Raw genomic sequence first — 18,560 nt, forward strand, 5'->3', positions numbered from 1 at the left:
TCAAACCTTGCAGGTCTTGAGGCCAAAGATCGTATAGATCGGGCAAATGCGGGTCGCGGCAACAACGACCATCACAACGCCAACAATGGCTGCGCCGTATTTCACAACGCCGCCCTCGAAGGCGGGCAGCCCGCTTAGAAATGCAAGGTACAAAAGGCCAAGGCCCAAAGCAGTCCGCAGGATGCGGTCAATGGTTCCGACATTCGTGGTCATGATGCTCTCCATTCAGATAACTTGGAGAACAGATACAATTTCGATTTCCGCCCATCAGTGACATTGTCACCCAAAACGAAAAAACAGAACCATCAGCCAGCCTCGGCAATCCTCCGCAACGCAACCTTGTCAACAAGCGCAATGCGGCCCCGCGATTGCGCAATCAGGCCGCGCTTCTGAAAATCCGACAGAATCCGGCTGATCACTTCACGCGCGGTTCCAAGTTCACTGGCCAGATTCTGGTGTGTCGTGGGTATTTCCTTGTGATCCCCGGCCAAGGCCAAGAGGCGTTCAGCCAAACGCACATCCATATGTCCAAAAGCGACGTCATCGACAACGCGCAGCAAGTCGATCAACCGGCGCGAATACGCCGCAAACACAAACTTCCGAAAGGCTTCTTCCTCGGAAACAAGCCGATCAAATGCAGGCTTTGGCAGCACAATGGCAGTGATGTTGGTCTCGGCAATACCTTCGGCGTTATAGGCCTCTTCTGCCAACATACAGGCCGTCGTCAGCACACAGCTTTCCCCGGCGTCCACGCGGTAAAGAACAATCTCGCGCCCTGCCTCGGAACTCTGAGACACCCGTATGCGGCCATCATACAAAAAAAACAGGCTATCCGGCACATTGGTTGGACCAAAAACCTGCGCACCCGCACCCAGATGAATGATCCGCGCCACGCTGATCAACCGATCACGGACGGCGCGCGGCAAGGCGGCAGTGCCTTGAAATCGTTCTGTCCAATCCTCGATCATCAACTCTCATCCAGTTTGGGGTTTTCAAGCTCACCAACGGCAGAACACGCAGGACAAGATCTGAGCCCAATGCCTGCCTCAACGCGGCAGGTCGACAAAACATATATTTGCGCGGCACGGTCTCGCAAGATGTCCCCTTGTCAGGGCCTTGGGCACACTTGGCGCTCACTTGCGTGACCCGATCCATTCGTTCGAAGTGCACAAGCTGACACTCATCAGTCCCCGCACATTCTGATCGCGTTGGAAACGTCGCTCTCAGACAAGTCTGTTCGTGTGCGGGCTGACGTCTGGAGCAAAGGCGCTGTTCACTCTCTACAAGATCCAGAGAGAAACAAACCATGTCACAAACCCGCATCCGATCCGGCGGCCGTGCCAGTCGGCGCGCCCTGCGTTCCACACCCAATGTCGCCATGCTGCCCGGCCTCAGAAACACGCTGCCGTGGTGCGAGATTATGAATGGGTCACAGGTGGAACGGATTGATGCCGCTTCCATGGACATCCTTGAAAACGTGGGCGTTGTGTTCCGCGATGACATCGCACTGGCCGACTGGACAGCCGCCGGGGCAAAGGTTGTGGGCGAAACCGTTTATCTTGACCGGGGCCTTGTCCGCGACCTGATCTCGACGATCCCGTCCGACTTCACGTATCACGCCCGTGACCCCCAGAAAAATGTACGCCTTGGCGGACGGCACAGCATCTTTGTGCCCATGACCGGCGCGCCGTTCCTGCGCGATCTTGAGGACGTGCGGCGCAACCCCACGCTCGACGATCTGGCAATGTTTCACAAGCTCAGCCACATGATGCCCAGCCTGCATTCGTCCGCCCATCACATCGTGGAACCCTACGATCACCCGATCAGTCACCGCCATCTGCGGATCACTTATTCGTCCATGAAACACTCGGACAAGACTTTCATGGGCATGACCACCAGCCCCAAGAACGCCGAGGACGTGATGGACATGTGCGCGATCCTCTTTGGTGAGGACTTCATGGAGGATCACCCGGTCACGACGGGCAATTGCAACGGCAACTCACCCCTTGTCTGGGACGAAACCATGCTGGGGGCCATGCGGGCATTTTCCAAGCGCAATCAACCTGTTCTGTGCTCGCCCTTCGTGCTGGGCGGGGCCAATACCCCGGCCTCGGTCGCCGCATCCGTTGCGCAACTGAATGCCGAGGCGCTGTCGGCCCTCGCGTATACCCAAGTGATCCGGCGCGGGGCGCCCGCGATCTATGGTCACTATCTGTCCACCGTGTCGATGAAGTCTGGCGCGCCGATGGCCGGCACGCCAGAGATTTCCATGATGAACTTCATGATCGGCCAGATGGCTCGGTATTACAACGTGCCTTGGCGCACCTCGAACACGCTTGGCGGGGCCAAGACCTTTGACGCTCAGGCCGGGTACGAAAGCGCCACGACCCTGTCCGCCGTGATGCATGCCGGGGCCAATTACATCTGGCATTCCGCGGGCTGGAACGAAGCGGGTATGCATTGCTCGGTCGCCAAGTTCGTCGTGGACGCCGAACAATGCGCCATGGCCTATCGCATGGCCGAAGGTCTGAAATGGCACGACTTCGAGGCGGCTCTGGCCGCCGTGCCGGATGTCGGTCCTGGCGGGCACTATCTGGGCCACCCCCACACGCAAGAGAACTTTCAGACGGCCTTTTTCATGCCGAACCTCTTCGACAACAATTCGATCGAGCAGTGGCAGGCCGAAGGATCAAAAGAGATAACGGAACGCGCTTTGACGCACGCCGTCAACCTTTTGGGAACCTATGAGGAGCCAAGATTGGACGAAGCCGTGGACGACGCACTGCACGACTACATCGCAAGACGGGAGCGGGAGATACCGACGGCAGACGCGTTGAACCAGGACTACTGATTTTGGGATGAAATGTGCACAAATCCTCGAAAAGATCGAAAAGTGACATTTTTTGCATCTTTTCTGTGATCATCTGTGACTGAAAATTGATTTTTTACTATTCATCACCCGCACGCCACTCTTTCCAGCGCAGATAGGCATTCGCTCCAAGGGTCGCGATAGGTTGCGGAGGCAGGCATTTTGGCTCTGCTTCTGCTTCGAAATAGTCCGCAATCTCGGATGGTTGACCACAGCACCGATCCGCCGCCGCGATGCCCGTCAACGTCCCCCGCGCCGTGCCCAATCCGTTCTGCACACAGGCACTGAACAGCCCCTGCTCGATCTCACGTGCATGGGCCACACCGTTCAGGGACAGGCACAAATGCCCGCCCCACACCTGAGCCTGACGCACACCGGTCAAATGCGGGAACCTCGCGGCAAAGGCGCGGGCGTGGGCGCGTGCCGCCCGCCCCATGTCGCGGTCCGTGGGGTGCATTCCAGGCCGCACCACCGCACAATTGCGGGTGACAATCCGGTGCCCGCCCTGTCCCGTATCGATCCGACGCATGGTGGTGCCCATAGGATCGGATGGCGTCACACCCCAACGCGACGCGCCGCCCACGACCTGCGGATCCAGCTCCTCCGTCATCGACGCAAACAGGAACAATTGCACCAGCCGCCCCTCGGCCACACCAAAACTCTCCAAATGCCCATTCACCGCAAGGATCACGCGCTCGGCCGTGACCGACCCCTTGGGCGTCCGTAACACCCAATCCCGCCCCGCGCGCGCAAAGCCCAGCACCGGACTGCGGTCATACACCTCCGCCCTGCGGGCCAGACCCGCTGCCAGCCCGCGCACATAGCCCGCAGGCTGCAACATAACGGTGCCCGGCGTGTACAGACCCGACCGGTAATGCGCCGCACCGGTCAACTCTTTCATCCCCGCAGCATCCAGCCGCTCATGGGATTCTCCCAACGTTTCCAAATGCTTGGCATAGCTCCGATTATGCGCATCCCCCGCTTCCGTCGCGGCCCCATTCACCTTGCCCACGGGGTCGAAGTAGTCCGGCGAAATCCCGTATTCATCCACAGCATCGCGGGCAAAATCAATTGCCTCGCGGTTCAGCCGCGTCAGCGTACGATCATCCCCCGCGCCCGCATAATCTTCGGACGCAAGATCATGCGGCAGATCAATCATAAAACCGGAATTGCGCCCCGCCGCGCCATCCGCCACGCGCCACGCATCCAACACAACAACCCGCGCCTGCGGCCAGTGCTGCAGCACGCGCCGCGCCGCCGATAGTCCCGCAAAACCAGCGCCCACAACGGCCACATCCGCCGTCACTTGGGTCTCAAGCCGGGGAAAGGATGGCCCCGGCCCCAATATCTCCGCCCAACCTGCTGGACCGCGATGCCGTGGCAAGCGGCGCGCGGCATATCTCATTCCACGGCCTCGTCTGCATCATCGGACAGGTCCACCCAGATGGTCTTGATCTGGGTGTATTGATCATGGGCCTGCACCCCGTTGTCGCGCCCACCAAAGCCCGACATCTTCATGCCCCCGAACGGTGTCGCAATGTCACCCTCTCCATACGCATTGACGGTCACGGTCCCCGCACGCAACGTCCGGGCCCCGCGCAGGGCACGCTTGGCGTTGGAGGTAAACAGAGACGCACACAAACCATAGGGTGTGTCGTTGGCAACCGCCATAGCCTCGTCAAAGGACGCAACCGGGATCACCGCGAGGACCGGGCCAAAAATCTCGTCCCGTGCCAAGGGATTATCCGACGCAGCTGAGACAACGGTTGGAGAGACAAAGGGTTTATCCACAGCGCCACCCACAAGTATGTCCCCAGCCTTTTCCACATACCCACAGACTTTATCAAAATGCGAACCACTCACCAGCGCCCCTTGCCGCGTCTCGGGGTCCAACGGATCGCCCACCGGCAAATGGCGCATATGGGCCTCGATCCGCGCCAGCAGGTCCTCCCGCACATCCTCGTGCACGATCAGGCGCGAAATGGCGGAACAGTTTTCACCCATGTTCCAGAACGCGCCGTTGACGATGTGCTGCGCCACACGGTCAAGGTTTTCAGCATCGTCCATGACGACACAGGGGTTCTTGCCTCCCATCTCCAACACGACCTCTTTCGCATTGGATTCAGCTGCATAGCTCAAGAACTTCATGCCCGTTTCGGTCGACCCGGTAAAGCTGACCATGTCGATGTCCATGTGCCGTCCAATCGGCTCGCCCACATCCAGACCATGCCCGGGGACCACGTTCAGCACCCCGCGCGGCACACCGGCCTCCATCGCCAGCTCAGCCAACCGCAAGGCCGTCAGCGAGGTCTCCTCGGCAGGTTTCAACACCACCGAACAGCCAGAGGCGAGCGCGGGCCCGATCTTCCACGCCATCATCAGCAGCGGGAAATTCCACGGCAAAACCAACCCGACAACGCCCACAGGCTCGCGCACCACCATCGCAATGTGATCATCCGAAGCGGGCGCGACGGAATCGTAAATCTTGTCGATGGCTTCCGCATGCCACTTGATGCAGTGAATGGCCTCGGGCACGTCCACCGTCTCGCAATCAAAGATCGTCTTGCCGCTGTCGACGCTTTCCAACACGGCCAGTTCGCGAGCGTTCCGGGTCATCAGTTTGCACAGCCGGATCAACACATCCTTGCGGTCGCTTGGGTGCAATCGCGACCAGCGGCCATCGTCAAACGCCTCGCGCGCTTTGAGCACCGCAAAATCCACATCTTCCGCCCCACAGGCCGACACTTTCGCAATCACATCCCCCGTCGCAGGGTTCACGCTATCAAACATCTTGCCGGACGCAGCGTGCCGAAACCCACCGTCGATAAAAGCACTTGTGGCCGGGCTCAGATCTGCAGCTATGGCCTTGTATTCTTCTGTCGTCAGCATGGATTATTCCTCCGCCTCGATCTGCGCGATGGTGGTCTTCAGCACGCGGATCACCTGTTCCAGCGCGCGCTTGTCATCCTTGTTAAGCGCCTTGAGCGGCGGTCGGATCGCGCCCGTCTCAATGCCCTGGAACGTCACGCCGTACTTGATGCATTGCACGAACTTGCCGCCCTGCTCCAGCACCCGCATCAGCGGCATCATGGCCGACATGATGCGGCGGCCCTTGTCGAAATTCTCTTCGACCACGCAGGCACGCCACAAGGCGATATGCTCGTCAGGCAGGAAGTTCGATCCGCCACAAACCCAGCTTTTGGCCCCCCAGGCAAAGAATTCCAGCGCCTGATCGTCCATGCCACAGGACATCTGGATATGCGGGTAATCCCGCGCCAGCAGGTGTACCCGATTGATATCACCCGAACTTTCCTTGATCGCACAGAAATTCCGGGACCTGCCAACGCGGTCAAGGAATTCCTCGCCCATATTCACACCCATCCGGCCCGGATAGTTGTAAAGCATGATGGGCAAATCGACGGCCTTGTCGATGGCAAGGGCGGCCAGCGCGTTCTCCCGCTCGGTCGGCACCGCATAGGGCGGCGTGGCCACCAGCAGCGCATTGGCCCCTATGCCCTTGCCGCCCATGGCCAGCGCCATGCTGTCGGCTGGCAGCATCGCCCCCGTGCCCATGATCACCGGCACCCGGCCCGCCACGGTTCTGATCGTTCGTTCTGCCACATCCAGCCGTTCGGCGACGGTCATGGCATAATTCTCGCCGGTTGATCCGCCCGAAATCAGGCCGTGCACGCCCGCCGCGATCAGCCGTTCAAGCACAGCGTCCAAGGCTCCGAAGTCGGGCGAATAGTCCGCGTTGAACGGAGTGACAACGGGGGTATAGATCCCGTTGAACTCCATGATGGGCGTCATAGGCGCGCCTCCTGTGGGGGTGGACCCAGTGGCAGATCAAGGCCGCCGGGCATGACAAATTGCGCAATCCGGTCACGTGACAGCGCCCAGTGCGCCTGCGCCAGTTCTCCGGCGCGTGTGGCGTCCCGCGCGTCGATGGCCTCGATAATCTGTTCGTGGTGATCGCGGGCCGTTTTGATCGTGTCTTTGTCCGCATCCGTGCGCGGGGCGTAGAACGTCATCGAGATACGGGCATGATCCAGCAGCAGCCGGTTAAAGCTGGGCAACAGGAAGGGATTGTCCGCCATCTCGCCCGTGATGTGGTGAAAGCGGTCATTGGCGAGCGCCCGATCCGCCGTCGAGCCATTGCGCAGCGCGCGGATAAAAACGTCCTGCGCTTCGGCCAGTTCAACGACCTGCGCCGGTGTCCGGTTTTCCGCCGCGAGCTGCAGGATGGCTGCATAGATCATGGGGGCTGCGATGAAAAAGGCGCGGAGAGAGGCATGGGACATCTCCGACACCTGCGCGCCCCGGTTCTGGCGCAGGGTGACATATCCCTCACCCGCGAGCTGCCGCAGCACTTCCCGCATCGGCGTGCGGGACAGGCCGTGCTCCGCGCAGAGACGGGCTTCATCCAGATCGGCACCGGGCGCCAGGTCCAGCGTCAAGATACCGGCGACAAGCGCGTCATAGGCATCGGATTTAGGCGACGACTCAGATTGCATACAATATGTATACAAAACCTGCCCCCGCGGGGACAATCCAAAAAGTAAGGCGCAGGTAAACCTGCGCCTTTGCCCTTTTTTCATCTGTAAGGCGCACCTATTGGTGCGCCCGGCCACTCAAACAAAATCGATATGTTTGTTCATTGGCATCTCGCGAACTCGCCGTCCAGTCGCCGCAAAGATCGCGTTGGACAGCGCGGCCGCCGCCGGGGGGACCATGGGCTCACCCATGCCGCGTACAGTGTCGCCATTCTCCAGTCCACGCACGAAAATCTCGGGCGCTTGCGACAGGCGCATGCCCTCGAAATCATAGTAATTCCGCTGTTCAGCCATGCCGTCAGAATACGTGATCTCGGAGTTCATGGCGTGGCCCAAGGCCCAGACAATCCCGCCCTGCACCATGTTTTCAAAGTTGATCGGGTCGATCACACGGCCCACTTCGGCGGCCACCCAGACCTTGTCGATCTTGATCGCACCGTCCACATCCGTGACCTCCACGACCTCCGCCGTGGGGACACCAAAGGACATGCAAAAGGCAACGCCGCGGCCCTTGTTTGGCCCCAAGTCACTGCCCCAATTAGACATTTCGGCAACGGCCTCCAAGGTTTTGCGGGACGGATCGTGCCAGCACAACCGCATCCGCTCCTCCATCGGATCGGCGCCCGCCGCATGGATCAGCTCGTCCAGAAAGACGTCGTGGAAGAACCCGTTGGTCGACGCTCCCACCGACCGCCAGCTTGAGACCGGCGCCAGTTCCGGTGCCCGGTAGCCGGTGACGCGGTAGTTGGGGATCTGCATGGGTTGCTCCCACGCGCCCGCGACGATTTGCAGGTCGGGACCCGGGACAGGTAGACCCTGGCGGCCCATCTGGCTGGCCACGACCGAGGGCATGGCGATGCCGAGGTCATAGGCTTCGACCTTACCGTCCTTCACCACGCCCCGCCCCCGCGCCATGGCGATCTGACGGGTATCGTTCTGGATCGTGTCCTCTTCGCGGCTGTAGGTCAGCTTGACGGGTGTGCCCTTCATTTGCATTGCAATTTCAGTGGCTTCGCGCACGACCCGGTCCTCAAGACGGTGACCGAAACTGCCACCCATCATCAACACATGGACAAAGACCTGATCGGCATTGAGCCCGGTCAGCTTCGCCACATTGGTCTGCACAAAGCGCGGAATCTGAGTACCGGTCCACACATCCGCACGGGTTTCCGTGACCTGCACAACGGCCGAAATCGGCTCCAAGGGCGCGTGGGCGAGATAGGGCGCGCGGTACTCGGCCTCGATCACCTCGGCACCTTCCAATACAGCGTCCACGTCTCCGTCATCACGGAAACGGCTGTCTTGCTGGTCAGCATTAAAGCTGTCGGACAGGGCCTGCCAATGCGCGTCCTGCTCAGCCGGATAGGGCGCCGGGCCCCAATCAACGTCGATGGCATTCACCGCTTGAATGGCCCGCCATGTGTTGTCGGCCACAGCCGCGACACCATCGGTCACCTGCACCACGTCGATCACGCCCCGCATCACGCGCGCAGCTTCCGCGTCAAAGCCGTTCATCATGCCGCGGCGCGGGCTGGTTCGGACAGAGGCATGCACCATACCTTCGACTTCGAAGTCGATGCCGTAGCGTTGTGTGCCTGTGGATTTGGCAAGAATATCAACGCGCTCCATCTCTTTCCCGACAAGCCGCCAGGTCGAGGGATCGCGCAAGACCACATCGTTGACCGGGTCCATGGTCGCCGCAGTCGCCGCCAGCTCGGTATAGGCCAGCGTGCCCCCACCAGGCAGGATCACCGCGCCTTTTTCCGTCTTGAGATCGGCAACATTCGCCCCCGTCTGTTGCGCTGCAGCTGCTTTCAACGTTTCACGCGCGACGGCCCCGGCAAGGCGCAGCTTCTCAAAGCTGTCGGGCACAGTGGTAGACCCGCCGGTGATCTGCATGCCCATGAACTTCATCATCGCGTCCATGATCCCGCGCGTCGTATCAGCGGCAAAACCGTCATCGGTGGATCGGAAGGGCGCCGCCTCGGCGCTCAAAGCCGTGTTGTAATAGGCGGGGTCAGGCATACCGGGATCGACACTGACCTGATCCAGTTCAACATCCAGTTCTTCCGCAATCAGGGCGGCCTGCACGTGGTAGGCCCCCTGCCCGCTGTCGGCACGCGGGGTAATGAGCGTGATGCCGGTACTGTCGATCTTGACGTAGGGCGTCAGCGCCGCCTCGCCCTCTGCCAGATCATTCAAAAGCGGGTTCGAAACGGGGCGTTTGTAGGCGTAGTAGCCAAAAGCGACGCCACCCACGACGGCAGCAGACCCCACAAGAAAGGTGCGACGCGCGATTTTTCCGATACGGCCCATGATTACGCCTCCTGCAGCTTGGTGGCAGCGGTTTTGACGGCGGCGCGGATACGTGGATAGGTCCCGCAGCGGCAGAGATTGCCGTTCATCGCGTCGTCGATATCCGCGTCTGTCGGTGCCGGGTTGATCGCCAGCAAAGACGCCGCCTGCATCATCTGGCCGGACTGACAGTAGCCGCATTGGGCGACCTGATGCTCGACCCACGCCTGTTGCACCGCGTGCATGGCGTCGGGCGTGCCGAGCCCTTCGATCGTGGTCACGTCGCCCCAGACATCCGCCGCCGCGGTCTGGCAAGAGCGCACCGCTTCGCCGTCAATATGCACGGTGCAGGCCCCGCATTGCGCGACACCGCAGCCGTATTTCACACCCTTGATGTTCAGCTCGTCCCGCAGGACCCAAAGCAGGGGCATGTCGTCTTCGACATCCACCTCGTGTTCTGTTCCGTTGACCGTGAGTTTCATCACGTGCTCCTGATTGGATCGATTTCACTAAGAAGATAAGTCAGGGCTGCCCGATAGTAACTTGCAGATCGCGCCAATCGAGGTGAATATGACGCCAAGTCATTTAGGCGCGCGCATAGCGCACATAGGCGAAACGTGTTCCGTCCGGCGACCAGTTGGGCACGTTGATTGATCCCTGCCCGCCATAAAACTCAACTAGGGTTCGTGCCGCACCGCCGTCTTGCGGCATCAGCTTTAGTGCAACTTCTTCGCCACGGGGGTGGCCCTCAACATCTTCGGGATAGGCCAAGTATAGCACATTGCGCCCATCCGGCGAAGGGTGTGGGAACCAGTTGACCGGTGCGTCATCCGTCATCTGCTGCAGGTCCGTGCCGTCGGTGCGGATGCGCCAGATGTCCGGTGTTGCACTGTGGTGATCCGAGTTGAACCAGATCCATTGCCCATCAGCCGCGTAATCCGGGCCGTCCTTGTGCCCCGGCCCGGAGGTCAGTTGCGTTTCGTCCCCTCCCGTGACCGGGATGGTGAAGATTTGGAACAGGCCATCGCGCTGCGCCGTGTAGGTCAGCGTTGCGCCATCTGGCGACCAGCCGTGAAAGTATGATGGGACCAGCGGCGTCACCCGCTGCGGCGCACCGCCTGCGATGGGCAATGTGTAGATACAGGACGTGCCGCGCCCCGGGCTTTCGCTGACCACCAGCGTTTTGCCATCCTGCGAAATCCCGTGATCGTTGTTCAGGGCCTTGAGCGACCCGGTGTCGATCCATTGAATGGCGCCATCGGCAAGGGTCAGACGAAACACCCGCCCCCCGCCGTTCAGAACCAAAAAGGTCCCGCAGGGGGACCAGTTCGGTGCCTCGATCAGGTCGGGCGTTTCATGGACAACATGCTCGACGCCGGTGGCGACGTCGTGCAGGACCACGAAGCTTTGTGGTTTCAAAACTCGACGACGGCGCGGATCGACTTGCCTTCATGCATCAGATCAAAGCCATGGTTGATTTCGTCCAGCGTGAGTTTGTGGGTGATCATCGGGTCGATCTCGATCTTGCCGTCCATGTACCAGTCCACGATTTTCGGCACGTCGGTGCGCCCCTTGGCCCCGCCGAAGGCCGTGCCCCGCCAGACGCGGCCCGTGACCAGCTGGAAGGGGCGGGTTGAGATTTCGGCGCCCGCCGGGGCGACGCCGATAATGATCGATTCCCCCCAACCCTTGTGCGCCGCTTCCAGCGCTGTGCGCATGACGTCCACGTTGCCGGTGGCATCGAAGGTATAATCCGCCCCGCCATTGGTGAGTTCAACGAGGTGCGCAACCATGTCGCCCTCGACCTTGGACGGGTTCACGAAATCGGTCATGCCGAAATGTTCCGCCATCTCGACCTTGCTGTCGTTGAGGTCGACGCCCACGATCTGGTCGCAGCCTGCCATTTTCAGGCCCTGGATCACGTTGAGGCCGATGCCGCCGAGGCCGAAGACAATGGCGCGCGATCCGATCTCCACCTTGGCCGTGTTGATCACCGCGCCGATGCCGGTGGTGACGCCGCAGCCGATATAGCAGATCTTGTCAAAGGGCGCGTCCTTGCGGACCTTGGCCAGTGCAATCTCGGGCACAACCGTGTGGTTGGCGAAGGTGGAGCAGCCCATGTAGTGGTGGATTGGCGTACCATCGAGCATGGAGAAGCGGGTGGAGCCGTCGGGCAGCAGGCCTGCCCCTTGGGTCGCGCGCACCTTCTGGCAGAGGTTCGTTTTCGGGTTCAGGCAGTACTCGCATTCACGGCATTCAGGCGTGTAGAGCGGGATGACGTGGTCGCCCACTTCGAGCGTCGTGACCCCTTCGCCCACTTCGATGACCACGCCCGCGCCCTCGTGGCCGAGGATGGCGGGGAAGATCCCTTCGGGGTCGGCGCCGGAGCGAGTGAACTCATCCGTGTGGCACAGGCCGGTGGCCTTGATCTCGACCAGCACCTCGCCCTTGCGGGGGCCGTCGAGGTTCACCTCCATGATTTCAAGCGGTTTGCCAGCTTCGAGGGCAACGGCGGCGCGGGTTCTCATCATGGTCTGTCCTTCCGTTCGGTGTTTGAAGCATGTGAGCCAGCGGAAAGTCAGTCTGTCAAATGGAAAGCGTCGGCGCTAGTGATGCATCGACCCTTCGGGGAGGATTTTTTGAAACAGGGAAGCTTGGACGGATATCCCCCCTTCCCTGTTTCCAGAAAACCCTCGGGGGTGAGGCGCAAGGCGCCGAGGGGGCAGACAGCCCCCTTGGGAGAGCCGGATCTTAGATGCGGGCCAAGACGAAGTTGTGCGCGACCTCATAGTAAGGGCCGTCCATGCCAGCCTCGGCTATCTTGCCCGCGTCTTCGATCAGGTCGAATTTCGCCATCAGGCTTTCCTTGACCCCAAACACCGCGTCCGAGTGGATGTAGGGGTCATCGGGATCGAAGATGTGGGTGGTCAGCGTCTCGAACCCGTCGGCTTCGAGGATGTAGTGCAGATGCGCGGGCCTGTACGGATGGCGGCCCAGCGCGCCCATCAGCTTGCCCACGGGGCCATCGTCGGGGACAGGGTAGTATTTCGGCTTCACCCCTTTGAAGTGGTAGGCACCGTCGTCGCCCGTGCGGAACACGCCACGCAGGTTGAAGTCGGGTTGGATGCCCTTTTGCTGGACGTCGTAGAACCCTTCGTCATTGGCCTGCCAGACGTCGATCTTGACCTTGTCGATGGGGTTGCCGTCCGTATCCAAGATGCGCCCCTTGACTAGCATCGGCACACCTTTTTCATCGAGGCAGATATTCGACCCCATGGGCAGTTCCGGCGCATCGGGCAAGTGGAAGGGGCCAAGCACCGTCGATTCCGACGCGCCGGAAGGTTTGCGGTTGTTGATTGCATCAACCAGCATGGAGACACCCAGCGTATCGCTGAGCAGGATGAATTCCTGTCGCCAGTCGGTGCACATATGGCCTGTCTCGGTCAGGAACATGATAGCCTTGAACCATTCCTCGTCCGTCGGTTCGATCTCTTTCACGCAGGCGTGCATGTGGCGCACGATTGCCTCCATCACCTGCGCCAGCCGCGCGTTGTCGGTGGTGGTGCGGGCGTTGACCACCTCGGCGGAATTTTCTTCGGTGAAGTATCCGTCGTGGGCGTTGCTCATGCCATGGCCTCCTGCTTGGCGTGTGTGTTCTGGGCGAGGATCGCACCAAGAACCCGTTCCAGTTCAGCTTGGGGATTGTCCATCATGCCCTCGGCACGCCACGCGACGTGATGGTCAGGGCGCACAAGGACACAGCCCGCCTCACCCACTTCGCGGGCGCGGGCCCAGTCACCGGTGTGATCGACGAGGGGTTGGCGCGGGCCAATGACATGGGTGGTCAACTTGATGCCCATCTGACCCGCGACGTCTTGCGCCGCGTCGGCCCATGCCCGGCCATTGAGGCCAGTGATCAGGGCAAAGCCGCCCTGCGTCAGGTCCAGCGTCGAGTGCTTGGTACCGTGCTGATCAAAAAGCCAGACATGAGGCAACCGCGCGCCCGGCCATGTGGTAGGCTGGTAGTGCAACTCGTGATCCAGATCGAAGGCCGGTTCCATCTGCCCGTCCGTCACCACCGCATCCGAACGGTAGCGCTGGTTCATCTCGACCCCGTGGGCGTCAAACTCGTATTTCTTGAAGGCGATGGCCTCGCGCAAGGCCGCCCGCTGGGTTTCGGCCTCTGGTGTGCTGTCACAGCGTTTTTCCATGTTGGCCTGCATCACGTCGGGGTCCGTATGGTCGATCAGGCCCAGAGCCTCAAAAATTGGGCCAAATTCACCGATGGACTGGTTGGCGCGGGTGACAATCTGTTTCGCCACGGGCGCACGTTCTGTGTTGTAGGTATCCAGCAGCCCCTCGCCCGCCTGCCCCTTGAGAACAGCAGCAAGTTTCCAGCTGAGATTGAAGGCATCCTGGATTGAAGTGTTGGAGCCCAGCCCGTTCGACGGTGGGTGCCGGTGGGCTGCATCGCCCATGATGAACACGCGCCCCTTGGACATCTGCGTCGCGTAAGCGTCGTTCACCGTCCAGTAGCTGATGCCCTGCATTTCAATCTCAAGCCCGGGATCGCCAACCAGATCGCGGATGATTTTCTTGGCCTCATCATCATTAAGTTCGGGCCGTTCCCCTTCGATATCGTAGCCCCAGATGGCAAGCCATTCGTTCCACGGCCGGACCATGCGCACGACGCCCATGCCGATGCCACCCACGTTCGAGCCCGGTTGCATCACCCAGTAGAGGACCGAGGGGCGGTGGGCGACATGTTGGCTGAGGTCGGCCTTGAACAGGAGGTTGATGGAGCCGGCGACGCCCATCTTGCCCTCAATCGGCAGGCCGGTGTTTTCAGTGACTTGGGAGTTCCCGCCATCGGCGCCGATCAGATACTTTGAACGGACCGTGAAAGTTTTGTTTGTCAGCCGGTCCAGCAGGGTTGTGGTGACCCCTTCGCCGTCTGCCTCGTGGCTTTGGTACTCGCAGGACATGCGGGCTTGCGTCCCGCGGGAGCAGGCGGTTTTGAACAGCAGCGGCTCCATGAAGGTTTGCGGCAGGTCGTTCATCTTGCTGGGCGATGACAGGTCGTGTTCCGCGCGGGACAGCGGGTGTGTGCCCCATGTCTGGATGCGCCCCAGTTCCTCGCCTGTGAGGCTTTCACAGAAAACGTTAGAGCCCATGAGGTCTTGTTCGGTGGCGTGCATATAGGCCTCGTCCTCGACCTCGCGCCCCAGATCGCGCAGCACCTCCATCGTGCGCTGGTTGGTGATGTGGGCCCGCGGCGTGTTGGCCAGCCAGCGGTAACGGTTCACCACCATATTATCGATGCCATAGGTGGACAGCAGCGCGGCAGTGGCAGAACCGGCGGGGCCTGTTCCTATGATCAGGACGTCTGTTGTGATGTCGGCCATGTGTTCCTCCCAGAGAGTGGCGTTCAGGTGGGTGCGGTGCCGGTCCAGGCGGCTTGCAGTAATTGGCGGATCCCGTCGCGCGTGATGGGCGCGGGATTTGGATAGGGTTTTTGAGTGGCAAGGTCGGTGGCGTGGTCAAGCTGATCTGCCGTGACGCCGAGGTCTTGGAGCGCGAGGGGTGCGTTCATTTTCGTGGCAAAGGCGTGCAGCGCCGGACCGGCGGCCGTGCCACCGAAGATGTCGGTGATGGGTTTGAGCAGGTCAGGCACTGCTTGAGCGTTGTAGTGGATCGCGTGGGGCAGGATGATGGCATGCGTGTCGGCGTGGGGCAGATCGAAGCTGCCGCCAAGCGTGTGGCAAAGCTTGTGGTGCAGGGCCATGCCCACCTGCCCCAGGACTGCCCCGCAGGCATAGGCGCCGCGCAGTGTCTTTTCCCGGGCCGTCACGTCGGCCGGGTTTTCGAGCACTGCAGGGAGGCCGTCCGCAAAGTGCTGCATCCCTTCGATCGCCAGGGCGGTGCTGTGGTCGGTCCGGTTTTCGGCATAAAGCGCCTCGGCCGCGTGGGCGATGGCATTGAGGGCGGAGGTGACGGTCATAGCCGTGGGTAACGACGTGACGAGTTCGGGGTCGTAGAGGATGGTTTCGGGCTGGACCTTGGGGTCTGTCAGCGTGGTTTTGATGCCGTTTTCGGTCTGGCCGAGGATGGGCGTCGCTTCGGACCCGGCATAGGTGGTGGGGATCACGATTTGCGGCACGTCTGTGCGCAGGGCGATGGCTTTGGCGAGGCCCGTGGTGGAACCGCCGCCGATGGCAATGACGCAATCTGCCTTCACGTCGTTCAGATGAGCGACTGCCTCTTCGCTGATATCAACGGGGGTATGCATGGCAGCGCGGGCAAAGATACCAGCGGCCATATCGCCCAACGCTTCGGCGACCTGCATTGCGCTGTCGCATTGCTGCGGGGTCGAGAGGACGAGGGCGTGTTTGCAGCCGAGTCGTGCGACCTCTTCCCCGACCGAGTGGCGCAGACCCGGGCCGAAGCGCACGCGAGGAATTGAGAGGGACGATTGATTGAGCATGCGCAAAGGCTACAGCGCTCAAAGGATTATGTTGATGCGAATTGTAGGACGCAATATAACTCAATGCTATGCAATTGGATCCCAATCACCTGCTCATGCTGGCCGCCGTCGTGGACGAGGGCGGTTTGACCTCCGGGGCGCATGCGCTGGGGAAGTCACAGCCGTCCTTGTCCAGGACCCTGGCCGCCCTGGAGGCCCGCTTGGGTCAGCCCTTGTTCGAGAAGGGACGCAGACCGCTTGTGCCGACGGAACTTGGTGCGGCGCTGGCCGCGCAGGGCCGTATTATCTGGCAGGCCAGCGGCGAGGCCTCCGTGCAGGCCGATTTGTATATTGGCGGCAAGACCGGGGCCGTGCGTGTGGCCGGCACACCGGTTTTCATGGACGCCGTCATTGCAACGATGATCGCAGGGTTCCAGCAGGCGCATCCCAATGTGCGGATCGACCAGAGCTATGGCTATGCTGAGACGCTGATGCGTGATGTGGAAAGCGGCGCGCTTGATCTGGCCATCTGCCCCCTGCCCCCAGGCGACCTGCCCGAGCCGATTGCCTTTGAAGAGATTTTGCAGGGCCGCAATGTCATTGCCTGCCGGATGGGTCACCCCTTGGCCCGGAAGCGGGCGTTGCGGTTGGAGGACATCGCCAATTACCCATGGATCGCACCCCCCACGAACAGCCCGCTCTATCAGGACCTGCGCGCCATCCTGCACGAGATCGAGGTGGACGATGTAAAGGTGAGCTTCTCGGGCGGGTCGATCAGCGCTGTGCGCACGGTGCTGGAAGGGTCGGACAGCCTGACGATCCTGCCCTATTCGGTCATCTTCATGATGCGGCAGCAAAAGGCGCTGACGGCGCTGGACATCCGCATCAAACATGTGCCGCGCAACCTTGGGATCATCAGCCCCACCGACCGACCGGTGCGCCCTGCCGTGCGCCGGTTTCATCGCTACATCGCGTCCGAATTCAAGGCGCTGGCGCGGTCGATCTCGCACGCACAGCAGAATTCGGTGTGGCGGGCGTGAGTTTCGGGACGTGTGGACAACAAGGCTGGTAAGACGACGCGACCGACCGCCGTGAGGCGGGCTTTTGTGAGCATAGGTCTGTGCATGGATTGGCAGACAGGAAGCGCTTCAGGCACGCGTTGGAATGCGGCACTGTAAGTCTTCGGAAGAAGTGGATCTCTACGTCAAGAACTAACCCCGGGGGCTCGCAGTTGCGGCAAATGTCAGTTTTGAGCCCATTTTACCCGATGCTGCGTGGCGCAGGAACGGCTGCCATTGCAGTTCGACAGTTATGAGTTCAGTGTCGGGGCGCGTAGTTCACGCTTTTCAACAGTATGAGTGGATAACGTGTTGGAAAATAAAAAGGTCAAGGAGATACGTTACCATGAAATACGCACTTGCAGGTATCTTGCTCATAGTGGCTCCCATCGGAGTGGCCGCTCAAGAAGCAACATTCACGACAGGCCTTGCCACTGAAATCAATCCCGGACTGTTTGATTGTGGGCCAGGGACGCGCCCAAGTGCAGTTGGTGAGATTACGTCTGACGATGGCACAGTTTGGACCGTCCCGGCCGCGACGAACTACGGGACCGTTCCATTTGCCGCTGACCTCTTCAATGAATGCGGAGGCGACCAATTGGGGTCCTCAGCGGAGATTGACCTCGACTCTGTTCCCCTGATGGATGCAGGCGGTAGCGAGGAGTTCACGGCATATATCTTCGCGGATAACTACTTTGAACTTTACGTGAACGGCACATTGATTGCGGTTGATGAGGTCCCATTCACCAAATTCAATTCAAATCTCGTGCGCTTCACGGCAGACCGTCCCGTGACGCTGGCCATCATGATGGTGGACTGGGAAGAAAACCTTGGACTTGGTTCCGAAGACAATCGTGGCAAGGCCTTCCACCCCGGTGATGGCGGACTTGTCGCGCATATTCAGGATGCGAAGGGCCAGACCGTCGCGATTACAGATGACACTTGGCGCGCGCAGACGTTTTACACATCCCCCCTTAATGATCGCAGCTGCCTTGTCGTGGATGGCCCATCCCGCGATAGCTCTGCGTGCAGTCAAGAGGGTGTAGACAATGCAACGGGTTATTCAGCAGCACACTGGACCGTTCCGTCCGACTGGATGATGCCGTCATTCGACGACAGTGTTTGGCCTGCGGCGTCTACATTCAGCAACGACACAGTTGGCGTGAAGAACAAGAAGGCCTTCACAAATTTCGAAGACTTATTTGATACGCCCGGTGCAGATGCCGACTTCATTTGGTCCTCGAACCTTGTGCTCGACAACCTTGTTTTGCTGCGTAAAACGGTAGAGTAAGGCGCTTTGTCGATTTTATGATGGACGAGCT

The 18,560-nt window shown here is 60.6% G+C and carries 16 protein-coding genes; 3 read left to right on the forward strand and 13 right to left on the reverse strand.

The features are described 5' to 3' along the window. Both IE087_RS20760 and IE087_RS20765 read right to left on the reverse strand, forming a co-directional pair. On the reverse strand, positions 1-213 hold the full coding sequence (locus IE087_RS20760; RefSeq protein ID WP_189371316.1) for a YgaP family membrane protein: 213 nt from the start codon (positions 211-213) through the stop codon (positions 1-3). Between the two features lie 92 nt (positions 214-305). Next, positions 306-971: a Crp/Fnr family transcriptional regulator gene (locus IE087_RS20765; protein ID WP_444545923.1), complete on the reverse strand. Its 666-nt coding sequence runs from the start codon at positions 969-971 to the stop codon at positions 306-308. Positions 972-1,306: 335 nt separating this feature from the next. Here IE087_RS20765 and IE087_RS20770 point away from each other — a divergent pair, with 335 nt between their 5' ends. After that, a complete protein-coding gene (locus IE087_RS20770) occupies positions 1,307-2,851 on the forward strand; it encodes a trimethylamine methyltransferase family protein (RefSeq protein ID WP_189371318.1) in 1,545 nt (514 codons plus the stop codon). A 97-nt stretch (positions 2,852-2,948) separates the two neighbouring features. Here the strand turns inward: IE087_RS20770 and IE087_RS20775 are convergent, their stop codons facing one another. From IE087_RS20775 to IE087_RS20825, 11 genes are all read right to left on the reverse strand, one after another. After that, positions 2,949-4,274: an NAD(P)/FAD-dependent oxidoreductase gene (locus tag IE087_RS20775; RefSeq protein ID WP_189371319.1), complete on the reverse strand. Its 1,326-nt coding sequence runs from the start codon at positions 4,272-4,274 to the stop codon at positions 2,949-2,951. Then, a complete protein-coding gene (locus IE087_RS20780; protein WP_189371320.1) occupies positions 4,271-5,758 on the reverse strand; it encodes an aldehyde dehydrogenase in 1,488 nt (495 codons plus the stop codon). Before IE087_RS20780 ends, IE087_RS20775 begins: the two co-directional genes overlap by 4 nt. A gap of 3 nt (positions 5,759-5,761) precedes the next feature. Continuing rightward, positions 5,762-6,679, reverse strand: a complete 918-nt coding sequence (locus tag IE087_RS20785) for a dihydrodipicolinate synthase family protein (RefSeq protein ID WP_229801508.1) — start codon at positions 6,677-6,679, stop codon at positions 5,762-5,764. Beyond that, entirely contained in the window at positions 6,676-7,383 is a 708-nt protein-coding gene (locus IE087_RS20790) for a GntR family transcriptional regulator (RefSeq protein ID WP_189371321.1), read from the reverse strand. Before IE087_RS20790 ends, IE087_RS20785 begins: the two co-directional genes overlap by 4 nt. 117 nt (positions 7,384-7,500) lie before the next feature. Beyond that, a complete protein-coding gene (locus tag IE087_RS20795; RefSeq protein WP_189371322.1) occupies positions 7,501-9,738 on the reverse strand; it encodes a xanthine dehydrogenase family protein molybdopterin-binding subunit in 2,238 nt (745 codons plus the stop codon). Positions 9,739-9,740: 2 nt separating this feature from the next. Further along, the gene (locus tag IE087_RS20800; protein WP_308425486.1) at positions 9,741-10,199 is read right to left on the reverse strand and encodes a (2Fe-2S)-binding protein; all 459 of its coding nucleotides are present in this window, start codon (positions 10,197-10,199) and stop codon (positions 9,741-9,743) included. 103 nt (positions 10,200-10,302) lie between these two features. Then, positions 10,303-11,118, reverse strand: coding sequence for a TolB family protein (locus IE087_RS20805; RefSeq protein WP_229801509.1), 816 nt, complete (start codon positions 11,116-11,118; stop codon positions 10,303-10,305). A gap of 14 nt (positions 11,119-11,132) precedes the next feature. Beyond that, on the reverse strand, positions 11,133-12,245 hold the full coding sequence (locus tag IE087_RS20810) for an S-(hydroxymethyl)glutathione dehydrogenase/class III alcohol dehydrogenase (RefSeq protein WP_189371488.1): 1,113 nt from the start codon (positions 12,243-12,245) through the stop codon (positions 11,133-11,135). A gap of 223 nt (positions 12,246-12,468) precedes the next feature. Next, entirely contained in the window at positions 12,469-13,344 is an 876-nt protein-coding gene (locus tag IE087_RS20815) for an intradiol ring-cleavage dioxygenase (RefSeq protein ID WP_189371325.1), read from the reverse strand. Further along, entirely contained in the window at positions 13,341-15,122 is a 1,782-nt protein-coding gene (locus IE087_RS20820; RefSeq protein ID WP_189371326.1) for an FAD-dependent oxidoreductase, read from the reverse strand. Before IE087_RS20820 ends, IE087_RS20815 begins: the two co-directional genes overlap by 4 nt. 23 nt (positions 15,123-15,145) lie before the next feature. After that, on the reverse strand, positions 15,146-16,201 hold the full coding sequence (locus tag IE087_RS20825) for a maleylacetate reductase (protein ID WP_189371327.1): 1,056 nt from the start codon (positions 16,199-16,201) through the stop codon (positions 15,146-15,148). A gap of 68 nt (positions 16,202-16,269) precedes the next feature. On the opposite strand from IE087_RS20825, the gene IE087_RS20830 reads away from it, so the two are divergent. Continuing rightward, the gene (locus tag IE087_RS20830) at positions 16,270-17,220 is read left to right on the forward strand and encodes a LysR family transcriptional regulator (RefSeq protein WP_189371328.1); all 951 of its coding nucleotides are present in this window, start codon (positions 16,270-16,272) and stop codon (positions 17,218-17,220) included. A 364-nt stretch (positions 17,221-17,584) separates the two neighbouring features. Continuing rightward, positions 17,585-18,529: a hypothetical protein gene (locus tag IE087_RS20835; RefSeq protein ID WP_189371329.1), complete on the forward strand. Its 945-nt coding sequence runs from the start codon at positions 17,585-17,587 to the stop codon at positions 18,527-18,529. Positions 18,530-18,560 lie beyond the last annotated feature (31 nt).

This window comes from Tateyamaria omphalii, assembly GCF_014651375.1.
In the GTDB taxonomy this organism is placed as follows: Bacteria; Pseudomonadota; Alphaproteobacteria; order Rhodobacterales; family Rhodobacteraceae; genus Tateyamaria; species Tateyamaria omphalii.